30 protein-coding genes are annotated in these 25,575 nt (G+C 40.9%); 22 read left to right on the top strand and 8 right to left on the bottom strand.

What is annotated here, in order from left to right:
- The first annotated feature begins 83 nt into the window (after window positions 1–83).
- The 9 genes from kamA to C6W21_RS05215 all read left to right on the top strand — a co-directional run bounded on the left by kamA (window position 84) and on the right by C6W21_RS05215 (window position 6,055).
- Window positions 84–1,484 (top strand): lysine 2,3-aminomutase, encoded by a 1,401-nt coding sequence (kamA, locus tag C6W21_RS05255; RefSeq protein WP_106049589.1) that lies wholly within the window; start codon window positions 84–86, stop codon window positions 1,482–1,484.
- A gap of 2 nt (window positions 1,485–1,486) precedes the next feature.
- A complete protein-coding gene (locus C6W21_RS05250) occupies window positions 1,487–1,768 on the top strand; it encodes a YokU family protein (protein ID WP_012010281.1) in 282 nt (93 codons plus the stop codon).
- Between the two features lie 79 nt (window positions 1,769–1,847).
- Complete coding sequence (locus C6W21_RS05245) at window positions 1,848–2,072, top strand: YozE family protein (RefSeq protein WP_106049588.1); 225 nt, start codon at window positions 1,848–1,850, stop codon at window positions 2,070–2,072.
- A 143-nt stretch (window positions 2,073–2,215) separates the two neighbouring features.
- Window positions 2,216–2,896, top strand: coding sequence for a hypothetical protein (locus C6W21_RS05240; protein WP_106049587.1), 681 nt, complete (start codon window positions 2,216–2,218; stop codon window positions 2,894–2,896).
- Window positions 2,897–3,146: 250 nt separating this feature from the next.
- A complete protein-coding gene (locus C6W21_RS05235) occupies window positions 3,147–3,317 on the top strand; it encodes a YozD family protein (RefSeq protein WP_003216084.1) in 171 nt (56 codons plus the stop codon).
- Window positions 3,318–3,367: 50 nt separating this feature from the next.
- Entirely contained in the window at window positions 3,368–3,976 is a 609-nt protein-coding gene (locus C6W21_RS05230; RefSeq protein ID WP_106049586.1) for a phosphatase PAP2 family protein, read from the top strand.
- Between the two features lie 54 nt (window positions 3,977–4,030).
- Window positions 4,031–4,348, top strand: coding sequence for a hypothetical protein (locus C6W21_RS05225; RefSeq protein WP_106049585.1), 318 nt, complete (start codon window positions 4,031–4,033; stop codon window positions 4,346–4,348).
- 112 nt (window positions 4,349–4,460) lie between these two features.
- On the top strand, window positions 4,461–5,156 hold the full coding sequence (gene deoD / locus C6W21_RS05220; protein ID WP_106049584.1) for a purine-nucleoside phosphorylase: 696 nt from the start codon (window positions 4,461–4,463) through the stop codon (window positions 5,154–5,156).
- Window positions 5,157–5,224: 68 nt separating this feature from the next.
- Window positions 5,225–6,055, top strand: a complete 831-nt coding sequence (locus C6W21_RS05215) for a M15 family metallopeptidase (RefSeq protein ID WP_106049583.1) — start codon at window positions 5,225–5,227, stop codon at window positions 6,053–6,055.
- Between the two features lie 50 nt (window positions 6,056–6,105).
- On the opposite strand, the gene C6W21_RS05210 is transcribed toward C6W21_RS05215, so the two are convergent.
- Entirely contained in the window at window positions 6,106–6,357 is a 252-nt protein-coding gene (locus tag C6W21_RS05210) for a hypothetical protein (RefSeq protein ID WP_003216113.1), read from the bottom strand.
- Between the two features lie 92 nt (window positions 6,358–6,449).
- Window positions 6,450–7,148, bottom strand: a complete 699-nt coding sequence (locus C6W21_RS05205; protein WP_106049582.1) for a class I SAM-dependent methyltransferase — start codon at window positions 7,146–7,148, stop codon at window positions 6,450–6,452.
- A gap of 151 nt (window positions 7,149–7,299) precedes the next feature.
- Between C6W21_RS05205 and C6W21_RS05200 the strand changes: the two genes are divergently transcribed.
- Entirely contained in the window at window positions 7,300–8,685 is a 1,386-nt protein-coding gene (locus tag C6W21_RS05200) for a S41 family peptidase (protein WP_106049581.1), read from the top strand.
- Window positions 8,686–8,725: 40 nt separating this feature from the next.
- Here the strand turns inward: C6W21_RS05200 and C6W21_RS05195 are convergent, their stop codons facing one another.
- The 3 genes from C6W21_RS05195 to C6W21_RS05185 all read right to left on the bottom strand — a co-directional run bounded on the left by C6W21_RS05195 (window position 8,726) and on the right by C6W21_RS05185 (window position 11,276).
- Window positions 8,726–10,219 (bottom strand): sodium:solute symporter family protein, encoded by a 1,494-nt coding sequence (locus tag C6W21_RS05195; protein ID WP_106049580.1) that lies wholly within the window; start codon window positions 10,217–10,219, stop codon window positions 8,726–8,728.
- Window positions 10,219–10,422 carry a DUF3311 domain-containing protein gene (locus C6W21_RS05190; RefSeq protein WP_034660942.1) on the bottom strand — a complete coding sequence of 68 codons (204 nt, stop codon included), beginning with the start codon at window positions 10,420–10,422 and terminating at the stop codon, window positions 10,219–10,221. The genes C6W21_RS05195 and C6W21_RS05190 overlap by 1 nt, the downstream gene beginning before the upstream one ends.
- 236 nt (window positions 10,423–10,658) lie before the next feature.
- Window positions 10,659–11,276, bottom strand: coding sequence for a nitroreductase family protein (locus C6W21_RS05185; protein WP_003215532.1), 618 nt, complete (start codon window positions 11,274–11,276; stop codon window positions 10,659–10,661).
- A 140-nt stretch (window positions 11,277–11,416) separates the two neighbouring features.
- Here C6W21_RS05185 and C6W21_RS05180 point away from each other — a divergent pair, with 140 nt between their 5' ends.
- Together C6W21_RS05180 and C6W21_RS05175 are read left to right on the top strand one after the other, a co-directional pair.
- Window positions 11,417–11,749: a winged helix-turn-helix transcriptional regulator gene (locus tag C6W21_RS05180; protein ID WP_106049579.1), complete on the top strand. Its 333-nt coding sequence runs from the start codon at window positions 11,417–11,419 to the stop codon at window positions 11,747–11,749.
- Between the two features lie 75 nt (window positions 11,750–11,824).
- A complete protein-coding gene (locus tag C6W21_RS05175) occupies window positions 11,825–12,043 on the top strand; it encodes a hypothetical protein (RefSeq protein WP_024422697.1) in 219 nt (72 codons plus the stop codon).
- A 40-nt stretch (window positions 12,044–12,083) separates the two neighbouring features.
- Here the strand turns inward: C6W21_RS05175 and C6W21_RS05170 are convergent, their stop codons facing one another.
- A complete protein-coding gene (locus C6W21_RS05170) occupies window positions 12,084–12,557 on the bottom strand; it encodes an Hsp20/alpha crystallin family protein (protein WP_106049578.1) in 474 nt (157 codons plus the stop codon).
- A gap of 95 nt (window positions 12,558–12,652) precedes the next feature.
- Between C6W21_RS05170 and rarD the strand changes: the two genes are divergently transcribed.
- The 4 genes from rarD (at window position 12,653) to bshB2 (ending at window position 14,949) form a co-directional block, all read left to right on the top strand.
- Complete coding sequence (rarD, locus tag C6W21_RS05165) at window positions 12,653–13,558, top strand: EamA family transporter RarD (RefSeq protein ID WP_106049577.1); 906 nt, start codon at window positions 12,653–12,655, stop codon at window positions 13,556–13,558.
- Window positions 13,559–13,636: 78 nt separating this feature from the next.
- Complete coding sequence (locus C6W21_RS05160; protein WP_106049576.1) at window positions 13,637–13,918, top strand: hypothetical protein; 282 nt, start codon at window positions 13,637–13,639, stop codon at window positions 13,916–13,918.
- Window positions 13,915–14,265 (top strand): YojF family protein, encoded by a 351-nt coding sequence (locus tag C6W21_RS05155; RefSeq protein WP_095408795.1) that lies wholly within the window; start codon window positions 13,915–13,917, stop codon window positions 14,263–14,265. Before C6W21_RS05160 ends, C6W21_RS05155 begins: the two co-directional genes overlap by 4 nt.
- Before the next feature lie 18 nt (window positions 14,266–14,283).
- A complete protein-coding gene (bshB2, locus tag C6W21_RS05150; RefSeq protein WP_106049575.1) occupies window positions 14,284–14,949 on the top strand; it encodes a bacillithiol biosynthesis deacetylase BshB2 in 666 nt (221 codons plus the stop codon).
- Window positions 14,950–14,993: 44 nt separating this feature from the next.
- On the opposite strand, the gene C6W21_RS05145 is transcribed toward bshB2, so the two are convergent.
- Together C6W21_RS05145 and C6W21_RS19355 are read right to left on the bottom strand one after the other, a co-directional pair.
- A complete protein-coding gene (locus tag C6W21_RS05145; protein WP_106049574.1) occupies window positions 14,994–16,355 on the bottom strand; it encodes an MATE family efflux transporter in 1,362 nt (453 codons plus the stop codon).
- Between the two features lie 59 nt (window positions 16,356–16,414).
- Complete coding sequence (locus C6W21_RS19355) at window positions 16,415–16,540, bottom strand: hypothetical protein (RefSeq protein WP_003215647.1); 126 nt, start codon at window positions 16,538–16,540, stop codon at window positions 16,415–16,417.
- A gap of 77 nt (window positions 16,541–16,617) precedes the next feature.
- Here C6W21_RS19355 and cdaS point away from each other — a divergent pair, with 77 nt between their 5' ends.
- The 6 genes from cdaS (at window position 16,618) to sucA (ending at window position 25,567) form a co-directional block, all read left to right on the top strand.
- Entirely contained in the window at window positions 16,618–17,244 is a 627-nt protein-coding gene (gene cdaS / locus C6W21_RS05140) for a sporulation-specific diadenylate cyclase CdaS (RefSeq protein ID WP_106049573.1), read from the top strand.
- A 405-nt stretch (window positions 17,245–17,649) separates the two neighbouring features.
- Window positions 17,650–18,957 (top strand): C40 family peptidase, encoded by a 1,308-nt coding sequence (locus tag C6W21_RS05135; protein WP_142392844.1) that lies wholly within the window; start codon window positions 17,650–17,652, stop codon window positions 18,955–18,957.
- A 76-nt stretch (window positions 18,958–19,033) separates the two neighbouring features.
- Window positions 19,034–19,612 (top strand): superoxide dismutase family protein, encoded by a 579-nt coding sequence (locus tag C6W21_RS05130; protein ID WP_106049571.1) that lies wholly within the window; start codon window positions 19,034–19,036, stop codon window positions 19,610–19,612.
- 89 nt (window positions 19,613–19,701) lie between these two features.
- Entirely contained in the window at window positions 19,702–20,580 is an 879-nt protein-coding gene (locus tag C6W21_RS05125) for an ATP-binding protein (RefSeq protein WP_106055989.1), read from the top strand.
- Between the two features lie 11 nt (window positions 20,581–20,591).
- Window positions 20,592–22,508, top strand: a complete 1,917-nt coding sequence (locus tag C6W21_RS05120) for a vWA domain-containing protein (protein WP_106055988.1) — start codon at window positions 20,592–20,594, stop codon at window positions 22,506–22,508.
- Between the two features lie 224 nt (window positions 22,509–22,732).
- Window positions 22,733–25,567, top strand: coding sequence for a 2-oxoglutarate dehydrogenase E1 component (gene sucA, locus C6W21_RS05115; RefSeq protein ID WP_106049568.1), 2,835 nt, complete (start codon window positions 22,733–22,735; stop codon window positions 25,565–25,567).
- Window positions 25,568–25,575: the final 8 nt, after the last annotated feature.

Genomic DNA, 25,575 nt, shown 5'->3' with positions numbered 1-25,575 from the left:
CCTTTTATAAAGAATAGGGGCATTTTCCCATGTTGGCACATAACTTGCATAGTATAAAGTGAATGCTGATAGGGGGAATGGATATGAATCAGAAACTATATCAACCGGCACGTCATTGGAAGGACATTGAGCTTTGGAAGGATGTACCTGAGGAAAAGTGGAACGACTGGATTTGGCAGCTGACGCATACCGTGAAAACGCTTGAAGATTTAGAGAAAATCGTGAATTTAACTGAAGAGGAAAGAGAAGGGGTGAAGATTTCCACCAAAACCATTCCACTCAACATTACACCCTACTATGCCTCACTGATGAATCCAGACGATCCAAGATGTCCAGTACGTATGCAATCTGTGCCAATCGCTGAGGAGCTTCATAAAACAAAATATGACCTGGAAGACCCGCTGCATGAAGATGAGGACTCACCTGTCCCAGGGTTAACGCATCGGTACCCAGATCGTGTGCTTTTTCTTGTGACAAATCAGTGTTCCATGTATTGCCGCTATTGTACGAGAAGACGTTTTTCCGGCCAGATTGGTATGGGTGTGCCAAAAAAGCAGTTAGATGCTGCCATTGGATATATTAGAGAAACACCTGAGGTGCGGGATGTGTTAATTTCCGGCGGAGATGGGCTCTTAATCAATGATCAAGTGCTTGAATACATTTTGAAAAACTTACGAGACATTCCGCACGTTGAGATCATTCGGATAGGAACCCGCGCGCCGGTCGTCTTTCCGCAGCGCATTACAGATGAGCTGTGCGAGATTTTGAAAAAATATCATCCGGTTTGGCTAAATACCCATTTCAATACAAGCATTGAAATTACGAAAGAAGCCAAAGAAGCGTGCGAACGTCTTGTGAATGCCGGCGTCCCTGTAGGTAATCAGGCCGTCATCCTTGCAGGTATTAACGACAGTGTGCCGATTATGAAGAAGCTGATGCACGATCTCGTGAAGATACGGGTCAGACCTTATTATATTTATCAATGTGATTTATCTGAGGGGATTGGCCACTTTAGAACACCAGTATCAAAGGGTCTTGAAATCATTGAAGGCTTAAGAGGACATACGAGCGGCTATGCCGTGCCAAGCTTTGTTGTAGATGCACCAGGAGGCGGAGGAAAGATTGCCTTACAGCCAAATTATTTATTATCGCAAAGCCCTGACAAAGTCGTCCTTCGTAACTTTGAAGGTGTGATCACCTCTTACCCTGAACCAGAGCATTACGTCGCAGGCCAGGCAGATGCGTATTTTAATGAAATTTATGAAGAGAAACAAGAACCGGCAATTGGTATTACCGCATTATTTCAGGACGAAGCGAAATCATTTACGCCTGAGAATTTAAGCCGAATGAAACGAAGAGAAGCATATGAGACAAATCCTGAGCATGACACACTTAAAAACAAACGTGAAAAACGAGATGAATTAAAAGAGAAAAAATATCAAGCACAGCTCAAAAAAGATCAAACTGTAAAGGAGGAGAAATAACCTTGCTGACATGTGATTGGTGTGAGGAAAACAAAGCAAACGCAGAGCAGACAACAGTCTATTGGGAGCTGATCACTGGCACACAATCCATTGAAATCATCGAAACACCGTCTATTTCCTGCACGCACTGCGGTATGACATATCAAAAGGATGAGACGGTCAAAGAGATAGAAGATCAATTAATTTTAGTGGATCAGACAAAACTTCCAGAAAAAATTTCATACGAAGAATTAATGAGCATGGAGCGGTTATTAAAGCGAAATTACTTTGACTTTTCATCATAAGTTGTACCTCCGCCTATACAAGTCATCAAATTGCTGTATAATATAACAACAAAATAGAGTGTCGCGGAGGGAAAAACAGGTGAAGTCGTTTTACCATTATTTAATGAAGTACAGACATCCAAAACCGAATGATGAAATCAGCCATTTTGCAAATGCTGCTTATGAGGATCACAGCTTTCCAAAAGCGTCCACTGATTATCATGAGCTGTGTGCCTATTTAGAATTAAATGGCGATTATTTAAGCTCAATGACAACATTTGACGAAGCGTTCGAGCAATATGAAGTAGAAGTCAAAAAAAAATAACACACAACCGCTTGTTCCAGAAGGGAGAGCGGTTTTTTTATGAGAAATAAAATGGCGTTTTGCATGGTGTGGTTGCCCATGCAGAATTCCTTGCGCCGGCATACGATACGTTAAGACCAAAAGTCGGGCAAGGGGGAGACAGAATGAAGGCGAAAGCACCAAAATATCAAATAGGGGATATTGTCGTCGTTGTCATGTACGGCACAGTCGGAACGATTACAAAAGTCCATCAAATTGACCAGCACTATCTGTACGAGGTCAATCATAATGAGGTGCTTTATTTTGAAACATCACTTCAGCTTTACGATGAGTACGACGGGGTGATTGTGGATACAGAAAAGCTGGACATTGAATATGAGTTCCTCATTGGCGATGTTGTATATGTAAAAGATTACGGAAAAGAGCTATTTAAAATTATTGGCCATCGGACTGAAATATGGCGATACCTTGATGACGGCTGGGAAGATGTCATTTACGAACTCACGAGGCTAAAGGACGGAGAGTGGCTGGAAACAGAAGAGGAAGACTTAACGCTTGTCCTGAGGAAATATGAGATGGACCAGTTCGTTCATCAGCTTCTTTTTGTGCATTACGTCGGTGAAACCTCAAAAGAAATAGAAGAAGATATGGTTCAAACGGCTCTATTACAATTAGAAGAGAAACAAGAAAGCGAAGCATCACTAGAATTCCTCGCTGTATCTATAGTGGATGAGCTTCTTGATATTTATAATGACTATAAAATTCTCTACGAATTTTTCGAAGATCCAGAATACAAGGATATGATGGATTTTATATTGGAAAGTTTACACGAGCATTTTGGTTAAAGAAAGACTTGTCCTAACACGAATAAAAAATATGGCACACAGAAAAAAACAATCACATAAAACCATCCCCTCAAGATACAGCCCATCACCTGATCAAACGTTTCTCCATCTAATATGCTTAACCATTTCATTGCCTCAAACCCCTTTTCTTTTTGTTTACAGCATTTATATGTATGGAATGAGCCATTATGACAAACTGTAATAAAAAACAGGCATCGTTCATACATCATAAAAAAGGAGGCGGAATGTAATGAAAGAAGCAGATTTGGTGATTGATACAGAGGAAATTGCGGAATTCTTCTACATGGAGCTGGTCAAAAGAGGGTACATACCTGCTGAGCTGGAAACGTTTGAGCTGGCTGACATTACGTTTGAATATATGCTGAAAAAAACAATGATAGTTGAAGAAGAGGCGTGGTAGGCACTATACTTTGAAGAGATTCTGAAGAGAGAGGGAGGAGAATCTTTCGCGTGTATATCCTATTTCTTTTGATTTTATTTGGCGCCATTGCTGCGCTCATGGTATCTGGTGCGGGTCAAGAATTGGACAACCAGATCATCTTATGGTTTGAGAGCATCAGACTCCCTTTTTTAAATGATGTTATGCTGACTTTGACGGACTTTGGCATTAGTGCGCTGCTCGTCCCAATCATGCTCATTTTTAGTGTTGTACTATTCATGTATAAGCGCTATTACTCTATCATGATGCTTTTTCTATTATATCTCACAGAAAAGACCATCAATCATGAACTAAAGGGGCTGTTTGCTAGAGAGCGTCCGGCCTTTGATCACCTTGTCAATGAAACGTATTACAGCTTTCCGAGCGGACATTCGATGAATGCAGCCACAATCTATCCTTTTATAGCTTATCTATTAGTTGAAATGATTCCATGGCTGAAAGAAAGACAAAAAATCGTCTACTTGATCACGGGGTTCTGTGTCCTTTTGATTGGGATCAGCCGAATGTATATCGGCGTTCATTTTTTGACAGATGTTGCAGGCGGTTTTGCGATAGGACTTGCTTTATTTCTCATTTGTAAAAAGATTGACGAAAAATTGTCTGTCATTCGACAAAAATAGAAGAAGGAAATTGACAGATCCCAGCCAACTTTATATAAAAGGGGAGGGATTTGAATGCAATTGACGTTGAGATTTTTTCAAAAGAAACCTTCAGCATTTCACTTAACCATTTATCAGACACCTGAATATGGCGCTGCAAGCGGGCATCAGCCTGTGTACCGGACAAAAATTGGCGGCAGAACACACCTGGATGTTCTGGAAAAAGCATTCTCGACATTTAATGTACATGATACAGTCCCTAGTGATTACAATGCACGGTTTATCACAACAGGTGATATTGTTGTGATTGATGATAAGAAAAAGGGAAAATGCTATTATCAGCTTTTTCCGGCAGGATGGAAACGCAGTAAGCGACTGATGACGATGAGTTAAATAGATGATTGCCGATGCCAGCTTGAGCTTCAGCTGGTATTTTCTTTTTTGGGCTCAATCGTTTATACTAAATAGGATAAATCACATAGTAAACGTAAGTGGAGGCTAAAAAATGAGTGTACATATTGGAGCAGAAAAAGGACAAATTGCAGAAACGGTATTGCTGCCAGGCGATCCGCTTCGTGCGAAATATATTGCAGATACATATTTAGAAGATGTCGAATGCTATAACGAAGTGCGCGGAATGTATGGTTATACTGGAACCTACAAAGGAAAGCGCGTTTCTGTACAAGGCACCGGGATGGGCGTACCCTCTATTTTGATTTATGTGAATGAACTCATTCAAAGCTATGATGTTCAAAACTTAATCCGCGTCGGCTCTTGCGGGGCTATCAAAAGGGATGTCAACGTACGTGATGTCATTTTAGCTCAAACATCTTCAACAGATTCACAAATGAATCGTGTGGCGTTTGGACCGATTGATTACGCACCTTGCGCTGATTTTGGACTGCTTAAGAAAGCCTACGATACAGCAGAAGCAAAAAATGTCGCTGTACGTGTCGGTAATGTATTTACAGCAGACCAATTTTACAATGAAAAACCACTTGAGCTCATGGCTCAATACGGAATTCTAGCAATTGAAATGGAGACAACAGCTCTTTATTCGCTTGCAGCAAAATTTGATCGAAAAGCGTTATCGATTCTGACAGTGAGTGATCATGTTCTCACAGGAGAAGAAACAACGGCTGAAGAGCGTCAAACGACATTTGACGAAATGATCTTAATTGCACTAGACTCCGTTTTATAATAGTATAAAGGGTGTGCTACGATGTAGCGCATCTTTATTTTTTTAGAAGAGCAAAAGGAAGGTATGTCATGAAGAAAAGCTATAAAATACTCTCAATCGCATCGATTCTTGGTTTGACAGCCGCACTATCGGGCTGCCAGTTGCTGGATCAAAAAAGCGGTACATCTGAATCGAACAAAACAAATGAACAAAAGAGCGCAGCAAGTTCATCTACCCAGCAAAACTCAAACAATACAGCAGATTCATCGGATCAAGAGCTGACGTTAAAGAGTGAATATTTCAATGACATCAAGGTGGTAAGCGGGCTGAAAACCATTCAAAATCCTGCAAACGTGCTAGCACTTGTCAACAAAGAATACGCATTACCAGGAACCTATAAACCTTCTGATCTCGTTGTACCAAAAGTAGAATTCTCTTTTTCAGAGGATATTGAAAAACGATATATTCGAAAAGAAGCAGCGGAAGCACTTGAGACATTATTCAAAGATGCGAAAAAGAAAAACTTCGAGCTGGCTGCAGTATCTGGCTATCGCTCCTATGACCGTCAAAAAGTCATTTTTGATAGTGAAGTCAAATTAAAAGGCAAAGACAAAGCACAAGAAGCAGTAGCTTTACCAGGCGAAAGTGAACACCAAACAGGTCTTGCCATGGACATTTCCTCAAAAAGTGCCGGCTTTGACATCTCTGAAAAGTTTGGTGAAACACCTGATGGCAAATGGGTGGCTAAAAACGCCTATAAATATGGTTTTATCATTCGTTATCCAAAAGGAAAAGAAGACATTACGAAATATGAATATGAGCCGTGGCATCTGCGCTATGTTGGAAAAGAAGCAGCAAAAGCGATGCATGATCACGATTTAACATTTGAAGAGTACATGAACAAAGTGAAGAAAATTTAATCAAATAAAAAGGCCTCCCAGCTATTCGGGGGGCCTTCTTTATTCTTCTTTTAAAAAAAGAACAATCCTGCTAATGCGAAACCTGTAATGAAACCAAGACCGATGCCATAAGCGGCACCCCAGCCGTAATACCCTCCGTAATAACCAAAGCCAAAGCCGCCGCGAGAACCGCCGACTGGACGAATATACACTTTACGGTTTGTCACCCGCTCAATGCGTCCGACATGTACTCTGCCATTACGATCTGTGATTCTAGCGACTTTTCCCATGTGCTGCTGACAAAGCTTTTGATAGCGCTCCATATTTTTCCTCCTTATGACAAACTCTGTTCACTCTTATCCTATGCGAGAGACCTCATAGAGTTTGGACAAAACATATAGGAGATTCGCTCATTTTATACGGTGCATTCAAATAGAATGTGGCTTAGCTGCTTCCGGTGCGCTTGAATAAGATCGTAGTGTGTTTGCAGCGTTTCGTAAAGAGAAGGCGGGATGTGTTCAGATAATTCCATTTCTGTCGGCTCCTCCTGTACCATGTGTTCATCAAATGAGAGGATGCGAAAGTCATGGAATCCTGCTGCTTTTAGCTGCTCCTTCCATTCTTCAAGTGAAAAGAGTGAGTGAAACCCGTAAAAATCTCGAACAGTGGCGAGCTCCTCCGGTGTAAGAGGTGCTTTTAACACAGCTTCATTTGCGATCATTTGACTTCCAGGGGCAAGCACTCGTTTGATCTCAGCAAGAGCAGCAGGAAGGTTGGTGAAGCTTAAAACAGATTCACTGATGAGGAGAGTGAACGTTTCATCTGGAAATGGCAGCTGTTCAATCGATGCTTGCAATGCGCGGATCGGCAGTTCTTCTCGCTCGAATCGCAGGTTGGCCTTTTCAATCATCAAAGGGTGTGTATCAATTGCCTCCACCTGATAACCGATATTTCCTAAATATGCCGCCGTTTGTCCTGTCCCGCATCCCGCATCCAGTATACGTGCATCCGGCGTCAATTTTATATGCTCAAGCATCGTTTTTGTTAACTCAATTCCGCCAGGATGGGCACTGGATACGCCAAAATAGGCAAGCATTTCTACATAATCACTCATAAAATCCCTTCTTTCCTTATCAAGTTCCTCTCTAAAGATTATGCAATGCAGGGTCAAATGGCTTATCTTTTCAAAGAGAACTTCGATCCTTTGGTTGACGGATGAAGCATCGTCCTTGATAATAATGAAAGGAGATAAAGGTGGTGTTTTTTTGAAAAAACAATTTAAGTTCGTGATCGCCATTCTGGTGACAGCGGCACTGTCCTCAGCGGTTACATTTGTGATCACAAAACAAGGGGCTGTCAGTGTCTCAGGAGATGAGAAGTTTAGTAAACTCATGGCTGCGTATACGAAGGTAAAAGATGAGTATTACGAAAAAACGGATGATCAAAAACTAGTAGATGGTGCGATTCAAGGAATGATTGCATCACTTGATGATCCATACTCTACATATATGGATCAGGAGGAAGCCGAAGGATTTAACAACACCATTTCTTCATCATTTGAAGGAATTGGTGCACAAGTAGAAGAGAAGGATGGACAAATTTTAATTGTCGCACCGATTAAAGGCTCTCCTGCTGAAAAAGCCGGGTTGAAACCTCATGATCGTATTTTAAAGGTGGATGGAAAAAGCACAAAAGGCATGTCGGTGAGTCAAGCAGTTTCTCTTATCAGAGGGAAAAAAGGAACGGATGTCAAGCTGCACCTTAACCGCCAAGGAGTGGGCAATGTTGATGTAACCATCACAAGAGACACCATTCCGCTTGAAACGGTGTATGCAAAACTCACAAAAGATAAAATAGGAGAAATCCAAATTACGTCCTTTGCTGAAACAACATCGAAAGAGTTAGATAAAGCCATTGATGACCTCGAGAAAAAAGGGGCAAAAGGGTTTGTTATTGACCTGAGAGATAATCCAGGCGGCATTATGACAGAAGCGATTGAAATGAGTAATGACTTTATCGATAAAGGGAAAGTCATCATGCAGGTTGAAGAAAAAGGGAAGAAAGAAGAGTACAAGGCTGAAAAAGAACGGAAAGTCCATCAGCCGGCAGTAGTCCTTGTAAATGGCGGCTCAGCCAGCGCTGCTGAAATCATGGCGGCGGCTCTTCACCAATCTTCAGGTATCAAAATTATTGGTGAAAAGACATTTGGCAAAGGAACTGTTCAAAATGCGCAAAGCTATAATGATGGTTCTAGTGTCAAATTAACCATTGCCAAGTGGCTGACACCGAATGGTTCATGGATTCACAAAAAAGGAATTGAACCACAGGTCAAAGCATCACTCCCAAGTTATGCAAAGCTGCCATACTTAAGTCCGAAAAAAACGTATCAGCTGAATGACAATGGAGATGAAGTCAAAGCGGCTCAAAAAATGTTCCAAGCGCTTGGCTACAAAGCAAAAGCAAATGGTGAGTACGATCAAGCCTTCCAGACTATCGTCAAAAGCTTCCAAACAGACAACGATCTGAAAACAGACGGTATTCTCACAGGAGATACAACGACAGTACTGATGACAAAGCTCCAAGATAAGCTAAAGAACAATGATACTCAAATGAAAAAAGCCATTGAAGTCTTGAAAAAAGAAATGAAATAAAGAAAGAGCAGTCCTCGCAGGGGGACTGCTCTTTTTATGTTTACGCGTTGTTTGCGATTGCTTCTGTTTTTTCTTTATCTTTTTCAAAAAGATCATTTGTTACAGAATTGGCTGTGACATTCTTTTGGAAGAATGGATTCAATATCAAGATGACCACAACGTTTGCTAGTAAACCGAGAAAACCTTCATAAAGACCGAACGTTACTTGTGTGATATTGGCTGTAAAGGTAACAATGATGCCAACCACTAACCCGGCAATCGTTGCTTCTCTCGATTGTTTTTTCCAAAACAAGCTGATCGCAATGGCTGGGAAGATTTGAACCATTCCTGAAACGCCAATGAGCTGAAGCGTCACAAGTGCTGTTGGGAAGAGCATCCCGAATAAAAGGGCCAGTCCAATGACGATAAACACCATTGAACGAGTGATGATGGTCAACCTTTTAGGTGATACATTCGGATGAATTAAGTCACGGTATAAATTATTGGCAAATAAATTCGATGCGCCAATGGCCATGATCGAGCATGGAATGAGGGAAGCCAGTGCAATTGTTGAATAAGCGAGTCCCTGCATCACGCCGCCATATGACGTTTGAATTAAATGAAGAAGAGCAAATCTTGGATTTGTATCTTCAGGTAAAACTAAAAAGGCAATAAATCCAAGGAAGATGACCAAAATCAATACAATATTATAAAGAGGCAAAAACATGCTGTTTTTACGGATGGCATCTGCACTTTTGGCTGTAAAAACCCCAGTTGCCGCATGTGCCCACATAAACAAAGCAAGGGCAGAAACGCCTGAAGCGGTAATGAACCATAAAATGCCTTTAGGACCGCCGTCAGGAATTGTTAGAAGCTGCGGTGCTTCCTTAGCTAACGTATTCATCATCGGGGTCCAGCCGTTAAAATGAATGATTGGCAGTGAAACAACCATAAACAGCATGATGACCCAAACGAGAATATCCTTAATAATGGCTGTATATGTAGGACCTTTAATACCACTGAAAAATGTATAAAGTGCGACTAAAATAAATGAAATGATAACAACTGCATTCACATTAATATAACTAGTACCAGCGACAGTTAACGTATCTTGAATCCCGCTTAGCTGAAGACAAATGTAAGGAATGAGCATAAGTACTCCAATAATCGCAATCAGACTGGATAACAGCTTGCTGTCAAACCGCTCACGTGCATAATCAGCGAGCGTTGTGAGGTTGTGATTTTTCGCAACCGTCCATAGCTTTGGTAAGAAGAAATAAGCAATAAAATACGCTAGAACTGAATAGGGGATAGCGAAAAAAGCGACACTTCCAGCTGTATAGGCTGTACTAGTGAGCCCTAAAAAAGTATAAGCTGTGTATAAATCTGCGCCAACGAGGAACCAGACGAGCAGCCCGCCAAATTTTCTCCCGCCGACAGACCATTCCTCTACTGACTGTCTGGATGATTTATCCCGGCCAGCGGCAAATCCGATGACCACGACGATGAAAATGATACTTGCTGTAATCAATAAAGCTGTTAAATTTCCTTGCATTAGTCAGTTCCTCCATTTGAATGTTGCATCCGGTAAATGATAAATGTGCAAATTGGTGTGAGAACAATCCATAGTAAGAGCCAGAAGTGGAAAAAGGGCAGCCCTATCACAAATGGATGAATACGATTCGCAAAGGGCAGCAGTGCGAGCTGTCCGATGAATGGAATCGCTATAAGTAGTGCCAGTATCAATTTTTTATTCATGATTTCCTCCTGAATTTTTTGTAATTTCATAATAATAGCAGTTGTCAGATTAGATCACAAGACCATTTTCAGAAAAAACAATCATTTCGCTGAATACCATACTACTATAACGCTTTCATTCTTAAAAAGGAGAAAGGGTGAAGATGAAAAGGGGTAAAGTGTAAAGAAAGTTTGTAGGAATAATATTTAAACCAAATAAAAAAAGCCTCAGCATGAAAGCTGAGGCCTTGCCAATTTTAAAGGAAATCAGATACTTCTTCGATGTCGAAACGATTGCTTTTATGAGCTTCTTTCGCTGCTTTACCAACTGAAATCAACATGACTGGCTCATATCGGCCGCTTACATTGAATTCTTTGATGTAGGCGTCTTTACTGAAACCACCCATTGCGCATGTATCATAGCCCATTGCTTTTGCAGCAATCATTAATTGCATAGCAGCTAATGAAGCATTTGAATATGCAGCTTCACGTGCATACTGCTCGCTTTGGTATGCGCCATTGATTTGAGTCATCAATGTTTCTTTGATGTCTTCAGTAATGAAGCCTTGTTCTGCCAGCTCACTGTAGATTTTTTCACCATTTTGATTGGCTTCAAGATCACCTAGTACAGCAATAACAGCTGATGCTTGTGAGATTTGCTTTTGGTTGTAAGCGATAGGAAGTAACTTCGCTTTAGATTCAGCACTATGGAAAACAGTGAAATGCCAATGCTGAAGGTTCCACGCAGATGGTGCTTTTGTTGTGATATCAAGAAGCTCTGTTAACTCTTCTTTTGTCATTTCATGAGTTGTATCATACTCTTTTACTGAAGCTCTTTGTTTTAAAATGTCAATCGTTTTTTGATCAGTCGCCATATGGATATTTCCTCCCGTTTTTGCAAATAGTATGGTACAATAACTAAAAAGTGAGAAACTTACTTATTGTAACTAGAAATATATTTTAAATTGTATACCATTAGTTTGTCAAACAATCATGAAAAGAAAGGCTGAAATTTATGGAATTTCAATTATGTCCACACATTCAGCAAGCTTTTTTACTGCTAGGCAAAAGGTGGAATGGTCTCATTATTCATGTATTGCTTGATGGTCCAAAGCGTTTTAAAGACATGACGGACATTATCCCATCTATCAGTCAAAAAATGCTCGCAGAGCGTTTAAAGGAACTTGAGCAAGAAGGGATTATAGAGCGAACTGTACTGCCTGAGACGCCTGTTAAAGTCATTTATTGTTTAACTGAAAAAGGAAATGCGTTAAATGAAGTGTTTCATGAGGTATCTAGGTGGGCAGGGGAGTATACGGAATCTCATGAAAAAAAGGAGCAAGCCTAGTTTCAGGTTTGCCCAAACGTTTTGACTCCTAATGAATATGCTGATCTTAGGCACATGACAAAGGAGGAGAAATGCATGTACCCTCATACTCCGTATTTCCGAGGCGGCGCCCCTGGCATTCCGCCATATGAATCCAGAGTCCCTTTGTTTTTTGGTTTTGGCGCTCCTTTAGTCGGCGGACTACTTGGCGGATTTTTAGGAAGTGCGATTTTTAATTATCCCCGTCCCTATTACCCGCCACCACCACCGCCTGCTCCACCACCTTATGGCGGCGGATATCCACCATACTATTAAGAAAAAAGAGTAAGCCTGCTTCTATATGAAAGCAGGCTTTTTATAATGGAATATCGATTTCTGAGATCCCCGGATCATCATGTTTTAAAAACATAATCTCCAAAATACCGTCCTGATACGATGCCTTCGTTCCTTTTCTTTTTACAGCAGCAGGGAGGACGACTTTCTTCTGCGTGCCTTCCTCAGGAAAATGATCAATAAACAGCAGGTTGGCTGTATGTTTAATTTTTACTTTTTCTGTGTTCGGCCGAGCAAGCTCAATTTTAACGAACACGTGATCAGTGGTTTCAAACACTTCAACTTCGGGTTCTTTTTCTTTTTTGACGTCTGTTTCTCTCGTTTTTTGGTTTTGAGAGAGTGGGTCCTGAAAAGGGAACTGAGCAGGATAATTGGAGCCGAATACACTTTCCATCACTTGATTGACGTACTGCTCAACATCTTTAGGGTCTGAATTCTTTAAGGCTTCTTTTGAAAATTGCTTTTGAAAAGGGAATAATCGGTTCCAGTCAAACATGCAAATCATCCTTTCTAAATGCCCTGAATTAGTATATGCCCATTCACTTGAGTGCGTGCTATAATATACGATAGGTTTAGAAAGGAATGGTTAGATTGAACGAACAGCAGCAATCAAAAGGTGTTCTCTATACGGCAGCATCTTTTACATTATGGGGATTATTCCCGTTATATTGGAAACTGATGGAGCATATTTCGTCAGGCGAAATTTTAGCGCACAGAATTTTATGGTCATTTGTTTTTATGTGCGGTATTCTTCTATATTTAAAACAAGTCCGGCCGGCGATGCAGACAGTGAAGGGTCTCATGCTGGATGGTAAAGCACTTTTTTCACTACTTTTATCTGCTATTTTAATTTCGGTTAACTGGTATGTGTACATTTGGGCAGTCAACCATCATCTCATGCTAGAAGCTAGTTTAGGGTATTATATTAATCCGCTCGTTTCTGTTTTACTAGGTATCATTTTCTTGAAAGAGCGACTCAATAAATTACAAACCATTGCGATTCTGATTGCCGCCGCTGGGGTGATTCTTTCCACGGTTCAGTACGGTTCATTTCCTGTTGTTGCGATATTACTTGCCTTTAGCTTCGGTTTTTATGGATTGATTAAAAAAAGAATGAGCTTCACGAGTGCAATTGGTTTGACAATTGAAACGCTGCTTCTAGCCCCGGCGGCACTTGTGTACTTATTGTTCTTCTTAAAAGAACCTGTAGTGACAATGAATCCAAACAGCTTTGGATCGCTTGGTCTCTTATTCTTTGCAGGGGTCTTTACAGCGGTGCCGCTTCTTTTATTCTCTGAAGGCGCAAAAAGAATTCCTCTTTATCAAGTGGGCATTTTACAATACATTGCACCGACGATTACACTGTTTTTGGGGTTATTTGTGTATCACGAGCATTTATCTTCAGCAAAAATCGTAACGTTTCTTTGTATCTGGGTGGCGATTTTATTGTTTACGACCTCTCAATTACGCATGAAAAAAACAGCGAATTCTCATTAAGCCCAACGAGCAGTTTGCTTTTTTTTGAAGGCGGATCATGTCATAATAAGTTGTTACCAAAACTGTAGAGGTGATTACATGTCATCAGCCAATGAGCTTACAGCCGCTTATCAATCTTTATGGAAAAATCGTCAGCTTGATGTCGATGATATGTCTTCTTTACTCGAGGCGATATGTGATGATTTAAGCGATGCGCGCACCCATCCGCGGGCGAGAAAATCATTACATCAAAAATATGTGCTCGCTGTAGAGAGAATATTAGAAAGTGAGCTTAAGCATGATCATCAGCTGCAGCTGATCAGCTTACATACAAAAAAGCTGCGAGAATTAATTCAAAATGAAGGAAGGAACCACTCATGAAACCAATTCAAACGGAAGATGTCACAGCACATCTTGAATCGTTTTTAAATCGTCCAGTCTTCGTTCATCTTGAAACGACAACTGGTTCTTATTCAGCTCATGTAAATGAACAAAATATGACGGTCGTGGCCTATATCCGCAATGCGAAAGTCGTCTATTCACAGGCGAAAATAAAAGGACAAGGTCCGTACCGTGTTGGAATGAAAACAGAAGATGGCTGGATTTACGCAGAAGGATTAACGGATTATGTGTTTGATGACAAAGGTCGACTGCTGTTAGCAGGGCACTTGCCAGACGGGAAACTAGCGATCTCATTACAAATTAGTGAAACACCATTTCAGGTGTAGAAGAAAGGGTGACGAGTCATGAATGAACATGTACTAGTGATGCTGCCTCACCCAGATGATGAATCCTTTGGGGTTGCAGGTCTCATTGCACAAAGCAGAAAACGCGGAATCCCAGTTACGTATGCATGCGGGACACTTGGGGAAATGGGCAGAAATATGGGCAGCCCAACATATGCTAACCGTGAAACACTTCCAGAATTAAGAAAACAGGAATTAATCAATGCCTGCAAAGAAATGGATATCACAGACTTACGTATGCTTGGACTTCGTGATAAAACATTGGAATTTGAAGACGACGAGTATTTAGCTGATGTGATGGAAACCATCATTGATGAAGTCAAACCTACACTGATTGTCACGTTTTATCCAGGACACGGTGTACACCCTGATCATGATGCGACAGGTGAAGCTGTTATTCGCGCTCTTTACCGTAAGAAAAAAGAAGACCGTCCTGTCACATACTGCATGGCCATTACGAAAAATAGAGAAGAAGTGCTGGGAAATGCAGATATTATGATCGACATTACAGATGTAGCAGATATCAAATTAAATGCACTGAGAGCGCATAGAACGCAAACAGAAGGCATGCTGAGAGAGCTTGAACAGAAGCTGAAAAACAAAGAACCTGTCGTCCAAAAATGGTTCGATGAAGAAATTTTCTGGACGTACCAATGGAATGACTAAGAAAAAAGCAGCTGACATCGATCAGCTGTTTTTTTATGTCGTATTTAGTGATTGAGTGCATGCTGAAGCAATCGTTTTTCAATCAACCTGAGGCGGATAAAGAGGACGATGGCACCAGCGGCAAGTCCTGCAATGAGACCAATCCAATAGCCAAATGCCCCAAATGAGGTATAGGTGCCAATCAGATAGCCGGAAGGAAGACCGATCACCCAGTAAGAAACAAATGCGGCAATGAGAGTATAGTTCACATCTTTATAGCCGCGCAGAGCCCCTTGAATGGGTGCAGCAATTGCATCTGACAGCTGGAAAAAGATCGCATAAATCAAAAAGTGCTGTGTCATCTGTAAAACAGCTGATTCAGCTGTGTATAAACCAGCAATCTCTTGTCTAAATAACAAAATGAGTGCTGCCGTACACAAGGAGAATAATACCGCCGTTCCAATTCCGATATAGCTGTAGCTTTGCGCGTCCTTATACCGCTTGGCACCGGCTTCAAACCCAACGACAATTGTTAAAGCCATTGAGATACTGAGCGGTAAAATATATAAGATAGAAGCAAAGTTCATCGCAGCCTGGTGGCTTGCAATCGTCACTGTATCAAAGTGACCCATTAATAGCGTGACTGCTGCAAAGATACTCGTTTCAAAAAAGATCGCAAACCCGATAGGAAGACCGATTTTCAGTATTTGTCTCATACGGGAGATATTGATTCGAGGTAGTTTTTGAAACAAATGAAATGAGGCAAAGGGTTCTGCTTTCATGACAATACAAATACTCATGATGAAAATCGCCCAATACGTCATCGCAGATGCAAGGCCAGCTCCTGCACCGCCAAGCTTTGGAAAGCCAAAATTCCCAAAAATAAATACATAGTTTAAAGCAAAGTTAATAGGAAGTGCTGTTAACGTGATAAACATCGTCACACGTGTTTTCCCTAATGCATCAATAAATGACCTAAGTACCGAATAACCAAACAGCGGGATGATACCAAAAGCAAGAAAGCTGAGAAAATGCCGCGCAATATCCTCTACGGATTGCTCAAGTCCAAGTCCACCTAAAACGTAAGGGATGCTGATCGTACCAATCGCAATCACACAGATACTTAAAAGAAAGGATAAATAAATCGCCTGAAAGACAGCCTTGGGAACATCTTTTTTATGCCCAGCGCCCATCAGCTGAGCGACAATCGGCGTAACGGCCATCAATATACCAGCAAGCCCTGTATAAACGGGTGTCCAAATACTAGAACCGATCGCAACCCCCGCAAGGTCTTCTGCACTCACTTTTCCAGACATCACGGTGTCTAAAAACGTAATAAGCGAAAGACCCGCTTGAGTGATTAAAATCGGAATCAAAATGGTTAAAAATAGTGTCACCTTAGCTCGAATGCTATTTGTTTCTCTCATCATCAGTTCCTCTCTGAACAGAAATAACGAGAGGAATTATATCATGCTATGTAAAAAAATCAATTCTCCGTCGGATTATTTTTCTTAGATGGCTTCGTTTTTTTAAACATTTGGGCATAAATAAAGGAAAGACTGACAACACCTAAAATGCTGCAAGCATATTGAATCACTTTTTGAATGGTCATATTAAGTCACCTCCGTATCAATAGAATGCACACAATTTGTTATTTTATGACAACAAAAGGAGGAGGGAAAAGGTCAAATGATCAATCGTACGAATGAAGAAGCGCTATTTAAAGTGGGCATGAGAACACACTTGATGAAAATCATGAAGGATGCAAGTGCCATTATCGATTCCCTTGATGAGATCGAACAATGTCTACTTTGTGATCTCGAGTCATTACATGATGAGTTTAATGAAATGCATGCAGAGGCTTCCTCGTTTTATTTACAATCGTATATGGAAGAATTCACACCTGGATTTGCTCAATTTTCGTTAGCCATTGAGAGCTTATCAAAACAAAAGCACGGAGCACTTATTGTGATTCAAAGGCGGGATGAGGTCGAGGATTTTATTCAAAAAGGGACAAATCTTCATGCGAAAATTAGTGCTTCATTAATAGAAAGCATTTTCTACCCAGGAAATCCACTTCATGATGGTGCTCTTTTAGTCAAAGAAAATACACTTGTATCTGCGGCAAATGTGCTGCCGCTTACTTCAAAAAAAGTCAGTCCTTCTCTCGGGACAAGACACAGGGCTGCGATCGGACTCTCTGGTATGACCGACGCACTTGTTCTCGTCGTATCAGAAGAAACGGGAAAAATGTCATTTGCGAAAGAAGGAGTCCTTTATCCGCTCACTGTAAAAGAACCTGAAATAAGGAAATAAAAATGAATCGCTGCATTCTTCATTCGGAAGGATGCTTTTTTTCATTTAAGGAGAAAAAACAGGCAATTGAGTAAAAAGTCATTTGATACAGAAAAATTTGTCATGTAGAATAGAACTATGAAACTAGCAACGTGCTTGTTTTGACAAATTTCTAAACGTCAACTTAAAAATTCCTTAAAAAATGTTTATAAATAAAGCAAACAGCCGATAGAAACGATATGGCTTTGTTTTAGCATTTTGAGTTGACTGCTTTAGCCTATTTGTTATTGCCCAACGTCTACATGTCGAGTAATATAATAGAAATAAAGATAAAATAGTGCAAGAGAATCAGAATCATTAAATGCTAAACTAAAAACTAGTACATAAGTCTTGTTGAATGAAATCATGAAAGGCGGAGATTCATCTATGAAGAAAAAAGTAGTAACCGGCCTCACAGTTTCAGCGATTGCTGGCTCAGCTGTGTTTGCTGCACCGGCAGAAGCACAGACGATTAAGGTGAAAAGCGGTGACTCACTTTGGAAGATTGCCGAACAGTACAATACAAGTATTTCGGAGCTTCAATCTCTTAATCAATTAAAAACGACGATGATTTTTGCAGGACAAAGCTTGAAAATTCCTGGTGCAAAAAGCAAAAAATCCAGCTCGTCAACTGGATCAAAAGCAACGAAATCAAATGCTTCAACGACATCAAGCTACACTGTAAAGCTTGGAGACTCTTTATGGCTCATTGCAAAAAATCATAAAATGTCAGTCGCAAGCTTGAAAAGTCTAAACAGCTTAAACAGTGACTTAATTCGTCCTGGACAAAAGCTAAAGGTATCTGGAAGCACGAAGACAAGCGGGGGACAGTCATCAAACTCCTCTTCAAATTCCGGCTCAAACAATAAGACAACGAACTCAAATAGTTCATCATCATCAAGTACATACAAGGTCAAATTAGGGGATTCTCTCTGGAAAATTGCGAATTCGCTCAATATGTCGATTGGTGAAATCAAAACATTGAATGGGATAAAATCTGATATGATTTATCCGAATCAAGTATTGAAAGTAAAAGGGACGGCTGCATCAAAACCAAGTCAGCCGAAAGCACCTGCTAAACCAAGCAACCCGCCTTCAAGCGGGAAAACGACATCTTATACTGTAAAATCAGGCGATTCTTTATGGAAAATTGCGAATCAATTTAAAGTGCAGGTTCAATCCATCCGCACAGCAAACAGCTTAAAAAGCGATGTGCTTAGAATTGGACAAGTTCTAAAAATTAATGGTGCAGCTTCAGGCTCAACTGGGTCGAATGGTTCTACGTCTAACGGTTCGACAACTCCGGTCAATAATAACAAAAATGATGTGCCGATGAATGCAAAAATCACGACGATGATCCAAGAAGGGAAAAAGCTGACAGGCATTCCTTACAGATGGGGCGGCAATACACCATCTGGTTTTGACTGCAGCGGCTTTGTTTATTACCTCATTAATAAAGTTTCGTCTGTATCCAGATTAAGCACAGCAGGCTACTGGAGTATGATGAAACCTGTGAGCGCACCTCAGGTTGGCGATTTTGTTTATTTCACAACATACAAAGCGGGTCCATCTCATATGGGACTATACCTTGGCGGAGGAGATTTCCTTCATGCAAGTGACAGCGGAGTTGGGATCTCGAACTTAAGCAACCCATATTGGAAAAAAGCCTATTTAGGTGCAAAACGTTTCTTCTAAAAAAAGCCGATTTTCGGCTTTTTTTGTTTGCCTATTGATCAGATTGTCCATACTGATATCAAAAGGGGGCAGTCATATGAAAAAGTCAGTGTGGATGATCATGATGTGTCTGGTCTTTGTCGCAACAGCATGTCATGCACCGCCGAAAAAAGAAACGACAGAAGAAACCAGCGAGGTTGCAGCACCTAAACAAGTACCAGTTACCACGACACTCATCAATGAAAACGGACAAAAAATAGGCAGCATCGAAGTAAGAGATTCCTCAGAAAATGGGCTGGATTTACATGTGAAAGCGAAAGATCTGCCGCCAGGTCCTCATGGCTTCCATATTCACGAAACAGGAGTATGTGAAGCGCCAGATTTTGAAACGGCAGGGGCTCACTTTAATCCAACACACCGGGAGCATGGATTTGATAACCCAAAAGGCCACCACGCTGGAGATATGCCTAATTTAGAAGTTGGGGCAGATGGACAAATTGATGTTGTCGTGAATGTACCAGATGTGACGTTAAAGGGAGGTCCAAACCAATTAATCGATCATAATGGGCGGAGCTTTATCATTCATGCAGAAGCAGATGATTACTTAAGCAACCCTTCTGGAAACTCAGGGAAACGCATCGCTTGCGGAGCGATTACAAAAGAAATGGTAAAATAACAGATGCCTAGCCTTTATGTATTGAGTGCATAAAGGTTTTTTTAGTATACTTGGTGAGGAAAATGATCGAAGAGAGGAATTAATCATATATGTTTAACGAACAATCACTCCCAGAAGAAATTCAAGCAATGATTGAAGCAAAAGCAAAAGGACTAGAAGAAGAATTCCGTCCGCTTATTGGAACAGGCGGCTATGCATCACAGGATACGTCTATCATACAAGATGCGATGATTGCACTAGCACTCGGCAAAAATGTTCTTTTAAAAGGGCCGACCGGCTCAGGTAAAACAAAACTAGCAGAAACTTTATCTGCTTTCTTTCAGCAGCCGATGCACAGTGTGAACTGCTCGGTTGATCTTGATGCAGAAAGCTTGATTGGCTATAAAACCATTCACAATGATGGTCAAGTTGCTTCTATTGAATTTATTGAAGGACCCGTAACGAAAGCAATGAAAAAAGGCCATCTTTTATATATTGACGAAATCAACATGGCGAAGCCGGAAACACTGCCTATTTTAAACGGTGTACTCGACTACAGAAAAATGATGACAAATCCATTTACAGGCGAGGTCGTTCGAGCAGATGAAGGCTTTGGTGTAATTGCGGCAATCAATGAAGGATATGTCGGCACAGTGCCTCTAAATGAAGCGTTAAAAAACCGATTTGTTGTGATTGACGTTCCATATATTGGCGGCGGCATCCTAAAGGATGTACTTCAATCTCAATCTGTATTAAAGGATGAACGGTTAATCGATCAATTCGTGCAGCTCTCATCAGACCTCATTACACAGGCACACAACGGGCAGGTAAGTGAAGAAGCAGCATCCATTCGCGCACTCCTAGACACATGTGATCTTGCGCAATACATCCCGCCGCTTCGTGCAGTTGAACGAGGGATTGTTGAAAAGCTAGAAGATGACCGGGAAAAAGCAGCGGTAAGAAATATTGCCCAAACATTATTCGAGTGAGGTTCTGAGTTTTGAAATTCATCAAATTTAATGACAGCAGAATCGATTCATTTTTATTTATGGAATTAACGGATTTAGCCAAAACGTTAGCGAAAAGTGATGATGTCGAGCTTGAATACGGAGTGCAGTCCTACTATGAGCCTTTTGAAAAGAAAATTTTCATCAGCCATTTTTGGGATGACCGTAAACAAGAAGACATGACAGCCGGGCTAAAAAGTGATGTGTTCCTCCGTGCAGTAGGAACCGTTTATAGTGATCTGACTGTCTTTCAGGAAATCATTCGCTATGCTCATACAATGTCCATTCCTGACCTATGTAAACAATTGTTTATGCTTTTTGAAGATATCCGGATTGAAGAGCGGATTAAACGCGAACGGCCAGGAACAAAAAAGGTATTTAAACGAAGAAGAGAGCTGTACCGGCGTCACTTTAAAACGCAATTAACGATGAACCAAGAGCGAAGCATTTTAACGGATGCCCTCTATTGTGCAGTGTATGTGAAACTGACAGCTGATTCGCCGCTGGAAGAAATTCCGCCTCTTCACGAGCGGATCAACCCGATGATTCCGTTTATTGAATCAAGTCTTGAGCGTGTATATGAAGCGGGTTCAACCGGAGATATCGCAGTCATTGTCAAAGAATTAATGGAAGGCTTTGATGAGCTTCTTGATAAGGATATGCTGAATACGTACTTTTTCTTCCCTGAATTGGACTATGAAAAAGCGGCAAAAGAACCACTGTTTCATGACTTAAAAAGGAAACCTAAATTAAGTGAAGATATCAAAGTCGACCGGGAAAAAGAGGGCGATGAAGACATCCAACAAGAGTATATGGAAGTGTGGCATCGAGAAACAGAAGCGCCGTCAAAAAGCTTCCTTCAATTTGATTTGGAGCACGGCGGTAAAAGTGATCTCGGGAAGGATGCAGCAAGAGATGGCGATGACGGAGATCAAGCACTCGGCACTGTCCAAGGCTCTGCCAAGCAAACACAGCGAAAAGATTATTCAAAGCTTGAGGCGCTAGAAGAGGCTGAAGGCGAAGAAAGCGGGGCGGATGCTCATGAGAATGGAAAAGAGAACAAATATGCGTTTCCAGTCATGATTTCACCTGATCCTCTCGCGCTAGAACAAATCGATGTATACAAGCAGCACGCGAAGGAGATTGAGCCTTATCAGAAACGCTTAAAACAGATGATTCAAAAAACGCTTGAGCACAAAAAATCATGGCCGAAAACGGATCTGCATGCTGGACGCCTGAGTAAAAAGCTGATTCGCTATTTTACAGAGTCTAACCCGCGTCTTTTCTATAAAAAACAGGCACCTTCATCTCAAATTGATGCTGTGTTCACCTTATTAGTAGACTGTTCTGCCAGCATGTTTGACAAGATGGACGAGACGAAAAAAGGAATTGTTTTATTTCACGAAGCATTAAAGTCCGTTCAAGTCCCACATCAAATTGTGGGGTTTTGGGAAGATACAAACGACGCAACCGAAACGAGTCAGCCGAACTATTTCAACACAGTCGTGTCGTTCAAAGATTCTTTATTTGATGCAGGTCCTTCCATTATGTCTCTTGAGCCAGAAGAGGATAACCGGGATGGCTATGCGATTCGCCAAATGACAAAAATGATATTAAAACGACGAGAAGAGCAAAAGTTTCTCATTGTTTTTTCCGACGGAGAGCCAGCTGCATTCAGCTACGAACAAAATGGCATCGTCGATACACATGAAGCGGTACTTGAGGCGAGGAAAAAGGGTATTGAGGTGATCAATGTGTTTTTATCCAATTCGCCGATAGAAGAAGCACAGATGAAAACCATTCAAGATATGTATGGCAAGTTCAGCATTTTTGTACCAGATGTCGATACATTGCCAGATGTTTTATATCCGTTACTGAAGAAATTACTGCATAAAAGCATTGGGGCATAAGGTTTTGCCCCTTTCTTCAAAATATTTTTCGGAATGATTTAAATTTTTTGTTTTTCTGTGAATTTTTTATCTTTAATTGAACAAAGAATGTAGAAAGTAATCCGAAACAGTGGTAGAATATTATTGGAAGCGTTTTATTACATAAATTTGGTCATTGTGTTCTGGAAGTTATATCGAGATAGTGTTCAATCACTTGATGATCAAAGTTGGGGGTAGTGTTCAAAATGTTTCAAAATGATGTGAAACAACCGTTGAGTTGGGAAGAATTTCATGGTCCGAACCTCGGCTATGTGCTCGAGCTCTACGATCAGTATGTCCAGGATCCTACTAGTGTTGATGAAGATCTAAGAGACATATTTGATGAACTTGGTGCACCACCGAGTGAAATGAAGGAGGAAATTGGGAAAAAAGAAAATAGCGTAGTTACTTCTGAACAAATCCAAAAGATAGCATCAGTCGTTAAACTGGCAGAAGACATCAGAACGTATGGCCATTTAAATGCTTCCGTCAATCCTCTTCGCAAAGAAAAGGAATTACAAGAGCTGTTTCCTTTAAAGGAGTACGGTTTAACAGAAGAAGACGTCAAGAATATTCCAATATCTATTATTAGTCCTGACGCACCAAAACACATTTCAAACGGCATAGAAGCCATTAACCATTTGAGAAATACGTATAAGCGTACCATTTCATTTGAGTTTGATCACGTGCATGACTTCGAAGAACGCAACTGGCTCTCAAAATCAATCGAGTCTGGTGAACTATTTAAGAAAAAACCAGCCGATAAACTAGTTTCTGTATTCAAGAGATTAACAGAAGTTGAGCAGTTCGAACAGTTTCTTCATAAAACATTTGTTGGGCAAAAGCGTTTCTCAATAGAAGGATTAGACGCACTTGTCCCAGTACTTGATGAAATTATTTCAGAGTCTGTTACACAAGGGACTTCAAATATTAACATTGGAATGGCACACAGAGGCCGTTTAAATGTATTAGCACATGTGTTAGGAAAACCATATGAGATTATTTTCTCAGAATTCCAGCATGCGCCAAATAAAGAGCTTGTTCCATCAGAAGGCTCTATTGGTATCAGCTACGGGTGGACAGGTGATGTAAAGTACCATCTTGGAGCAGATCGCCAAATTAAAGACGAAGATACAAAGAGTGCGAGAGTCACGCTTGCTAATAACCCAAGTCACTTGGAATTCATTGATCCAATCATTGAAGGAAGCACACGTGCCGCTCAGGAAACACGTACTCAAAAAGGTTATCCAGCCCTAGACGTTGAAAAGGCATTAGCCATCTTAATTCATGGTGATGCGGCATTTCCTGGAGAAGGAATTGTGGCAGAAACATTAAATTTAAGTCAACTTGTAGGGTATCAAGTGGGCGGAACAATCCATATCATTGCAAACAATATGATCGGATTTACTACGGAAAGCAATGAATCTCGCTCAACGAAATATGCAAGTGACCTTGCAAAAGGGTTTGAGATTCCAATTGTTCACGTCAATGCAGATGATCCAGAAGCATGTTTAGCGGCTGTTCAATTAGCTGTAGAATACCGCAAACGCTTTAAGAAGGATTTCTTAATTGACTTGATCGGTTACCGCAGATTCGGTCATAACGAAATGGATGAGCCTTCTACGACTCAGCCAATGCTATATGATGCAGTCAGAAAGCACAAAACGGTCAAGAATATCTTTGCAGATAAACTTGTCACAGAAGGTCTTCTAACGAAAGAGCAGCGTGAAGAAATCGAGCAGGCTGTGGCGGCGAAAATAGAAGAAGCCTATCAAAAGGTGCCTTCAAAGAAAGAGCATACGATTCAAGAAATTGAACTGCCAGAACCAGTATCAAATGGCTTCCCAGCAGTGGATACTTCTGTTGAATTTGATGTATTACGAAAGCTGAATGAAGAATTGATCAGCTGGCCGGAAGATTTCCAAGTATTTGGTAAGCTCAAGCGGATCCTTGAAAAACGTGCAAAAGTGTTTACAGATGACCGTAAAGTAGAATGGTCACTTGGGGAAGCACTTGCATTTGCATCTATATTAAAAGACGGTACGCCAATTCGAATGACCGGACAGGATTCAGAGCGCGGTACTTTTGCTCAAAGAAACCTTGTTCTTCACGACAGTCAAACTGGAGATGAATTTATTGCTCTTCATGAGCTGAGTGATGCAAACGCATCATTTACTGTTCATAATAGTCCACTGTCAGAGGGATCAGTTATCGGATTTGAATATGGTTATAATGTCTATTCTCCTGAAACGTTAGTCATTTGGGAGGCTCAATTTGGAGACTTCGCAAATGCGGCTCAAGTGTATTTCGATCAATTTATTTCAGCTGGTCGAGCAAAATGGGGGCAAAAATCAGGTCTAGTGATGCTCTTACCGCATGGATACGAGGGACAAGGGCCTGAACATTCAAGTGGAAGAACAGAGCGTTTCCTGCAATCAGCTGCTGAGAATAACTGGACAGTAGCGAACCTTACTAGTGCAGCACAATACTTCCACATCCTTAGAAGACAGGCGAAAATGCTGCTTCGTGAAGAGATTCGTCCACTTGTCATCATGACACCTAAGAGTCTGCTTCGTAACCCGAACACGTTGTCTGAAGTCCAGGAACTAACGGATGGACAGTTCCGTCCAGTTCTTGAACAGCAAGGTCTTGTGCATGATCACGAAAAAGTATCGCGCCTCGTTCTATCTAGCGGGAAGGTGTCAATTGATATTAGTGATCGTTTTACTCAAATGGAAGAGCCGAAAGATTGGCTTCACATTGCGAGAGTGGAACAACTATATCCATTCCCAGCCAAAGATATTAAAGCGATTTTATCGAAACTAACAAACTTAGAAGAAATCGTATGGGTGCAAGAAGAGCCACAAAATATGGGGGCTTGGGGATACATTGAGCCATATTTACGTGAAATTGCGCCTGAAAAAGTAAAAGTACGTTACATCGGCCGAAGAAGACGTTCAAGTACGGCTGAGGGTGATCCAACTGTGCATAAAAAAGAACAAGAACGAATTGTATCTGATAGCTTGACTCGCAAAAACTAAGGGGGAAA

Origin of the sequence: Bacillus sp. NMCN1, assembly GCF_002998085.1 — a bacterium.
Lineage (GTDB): Bacteria > Bacillota > Bacilli > Bacillales > Bacillaceae > Bacillus.
The sequence above is the reverse complement of the archived record's forward strand: the minus strand, read 5'-3'. Positions and strand labels throughout refer to the sequence as shown.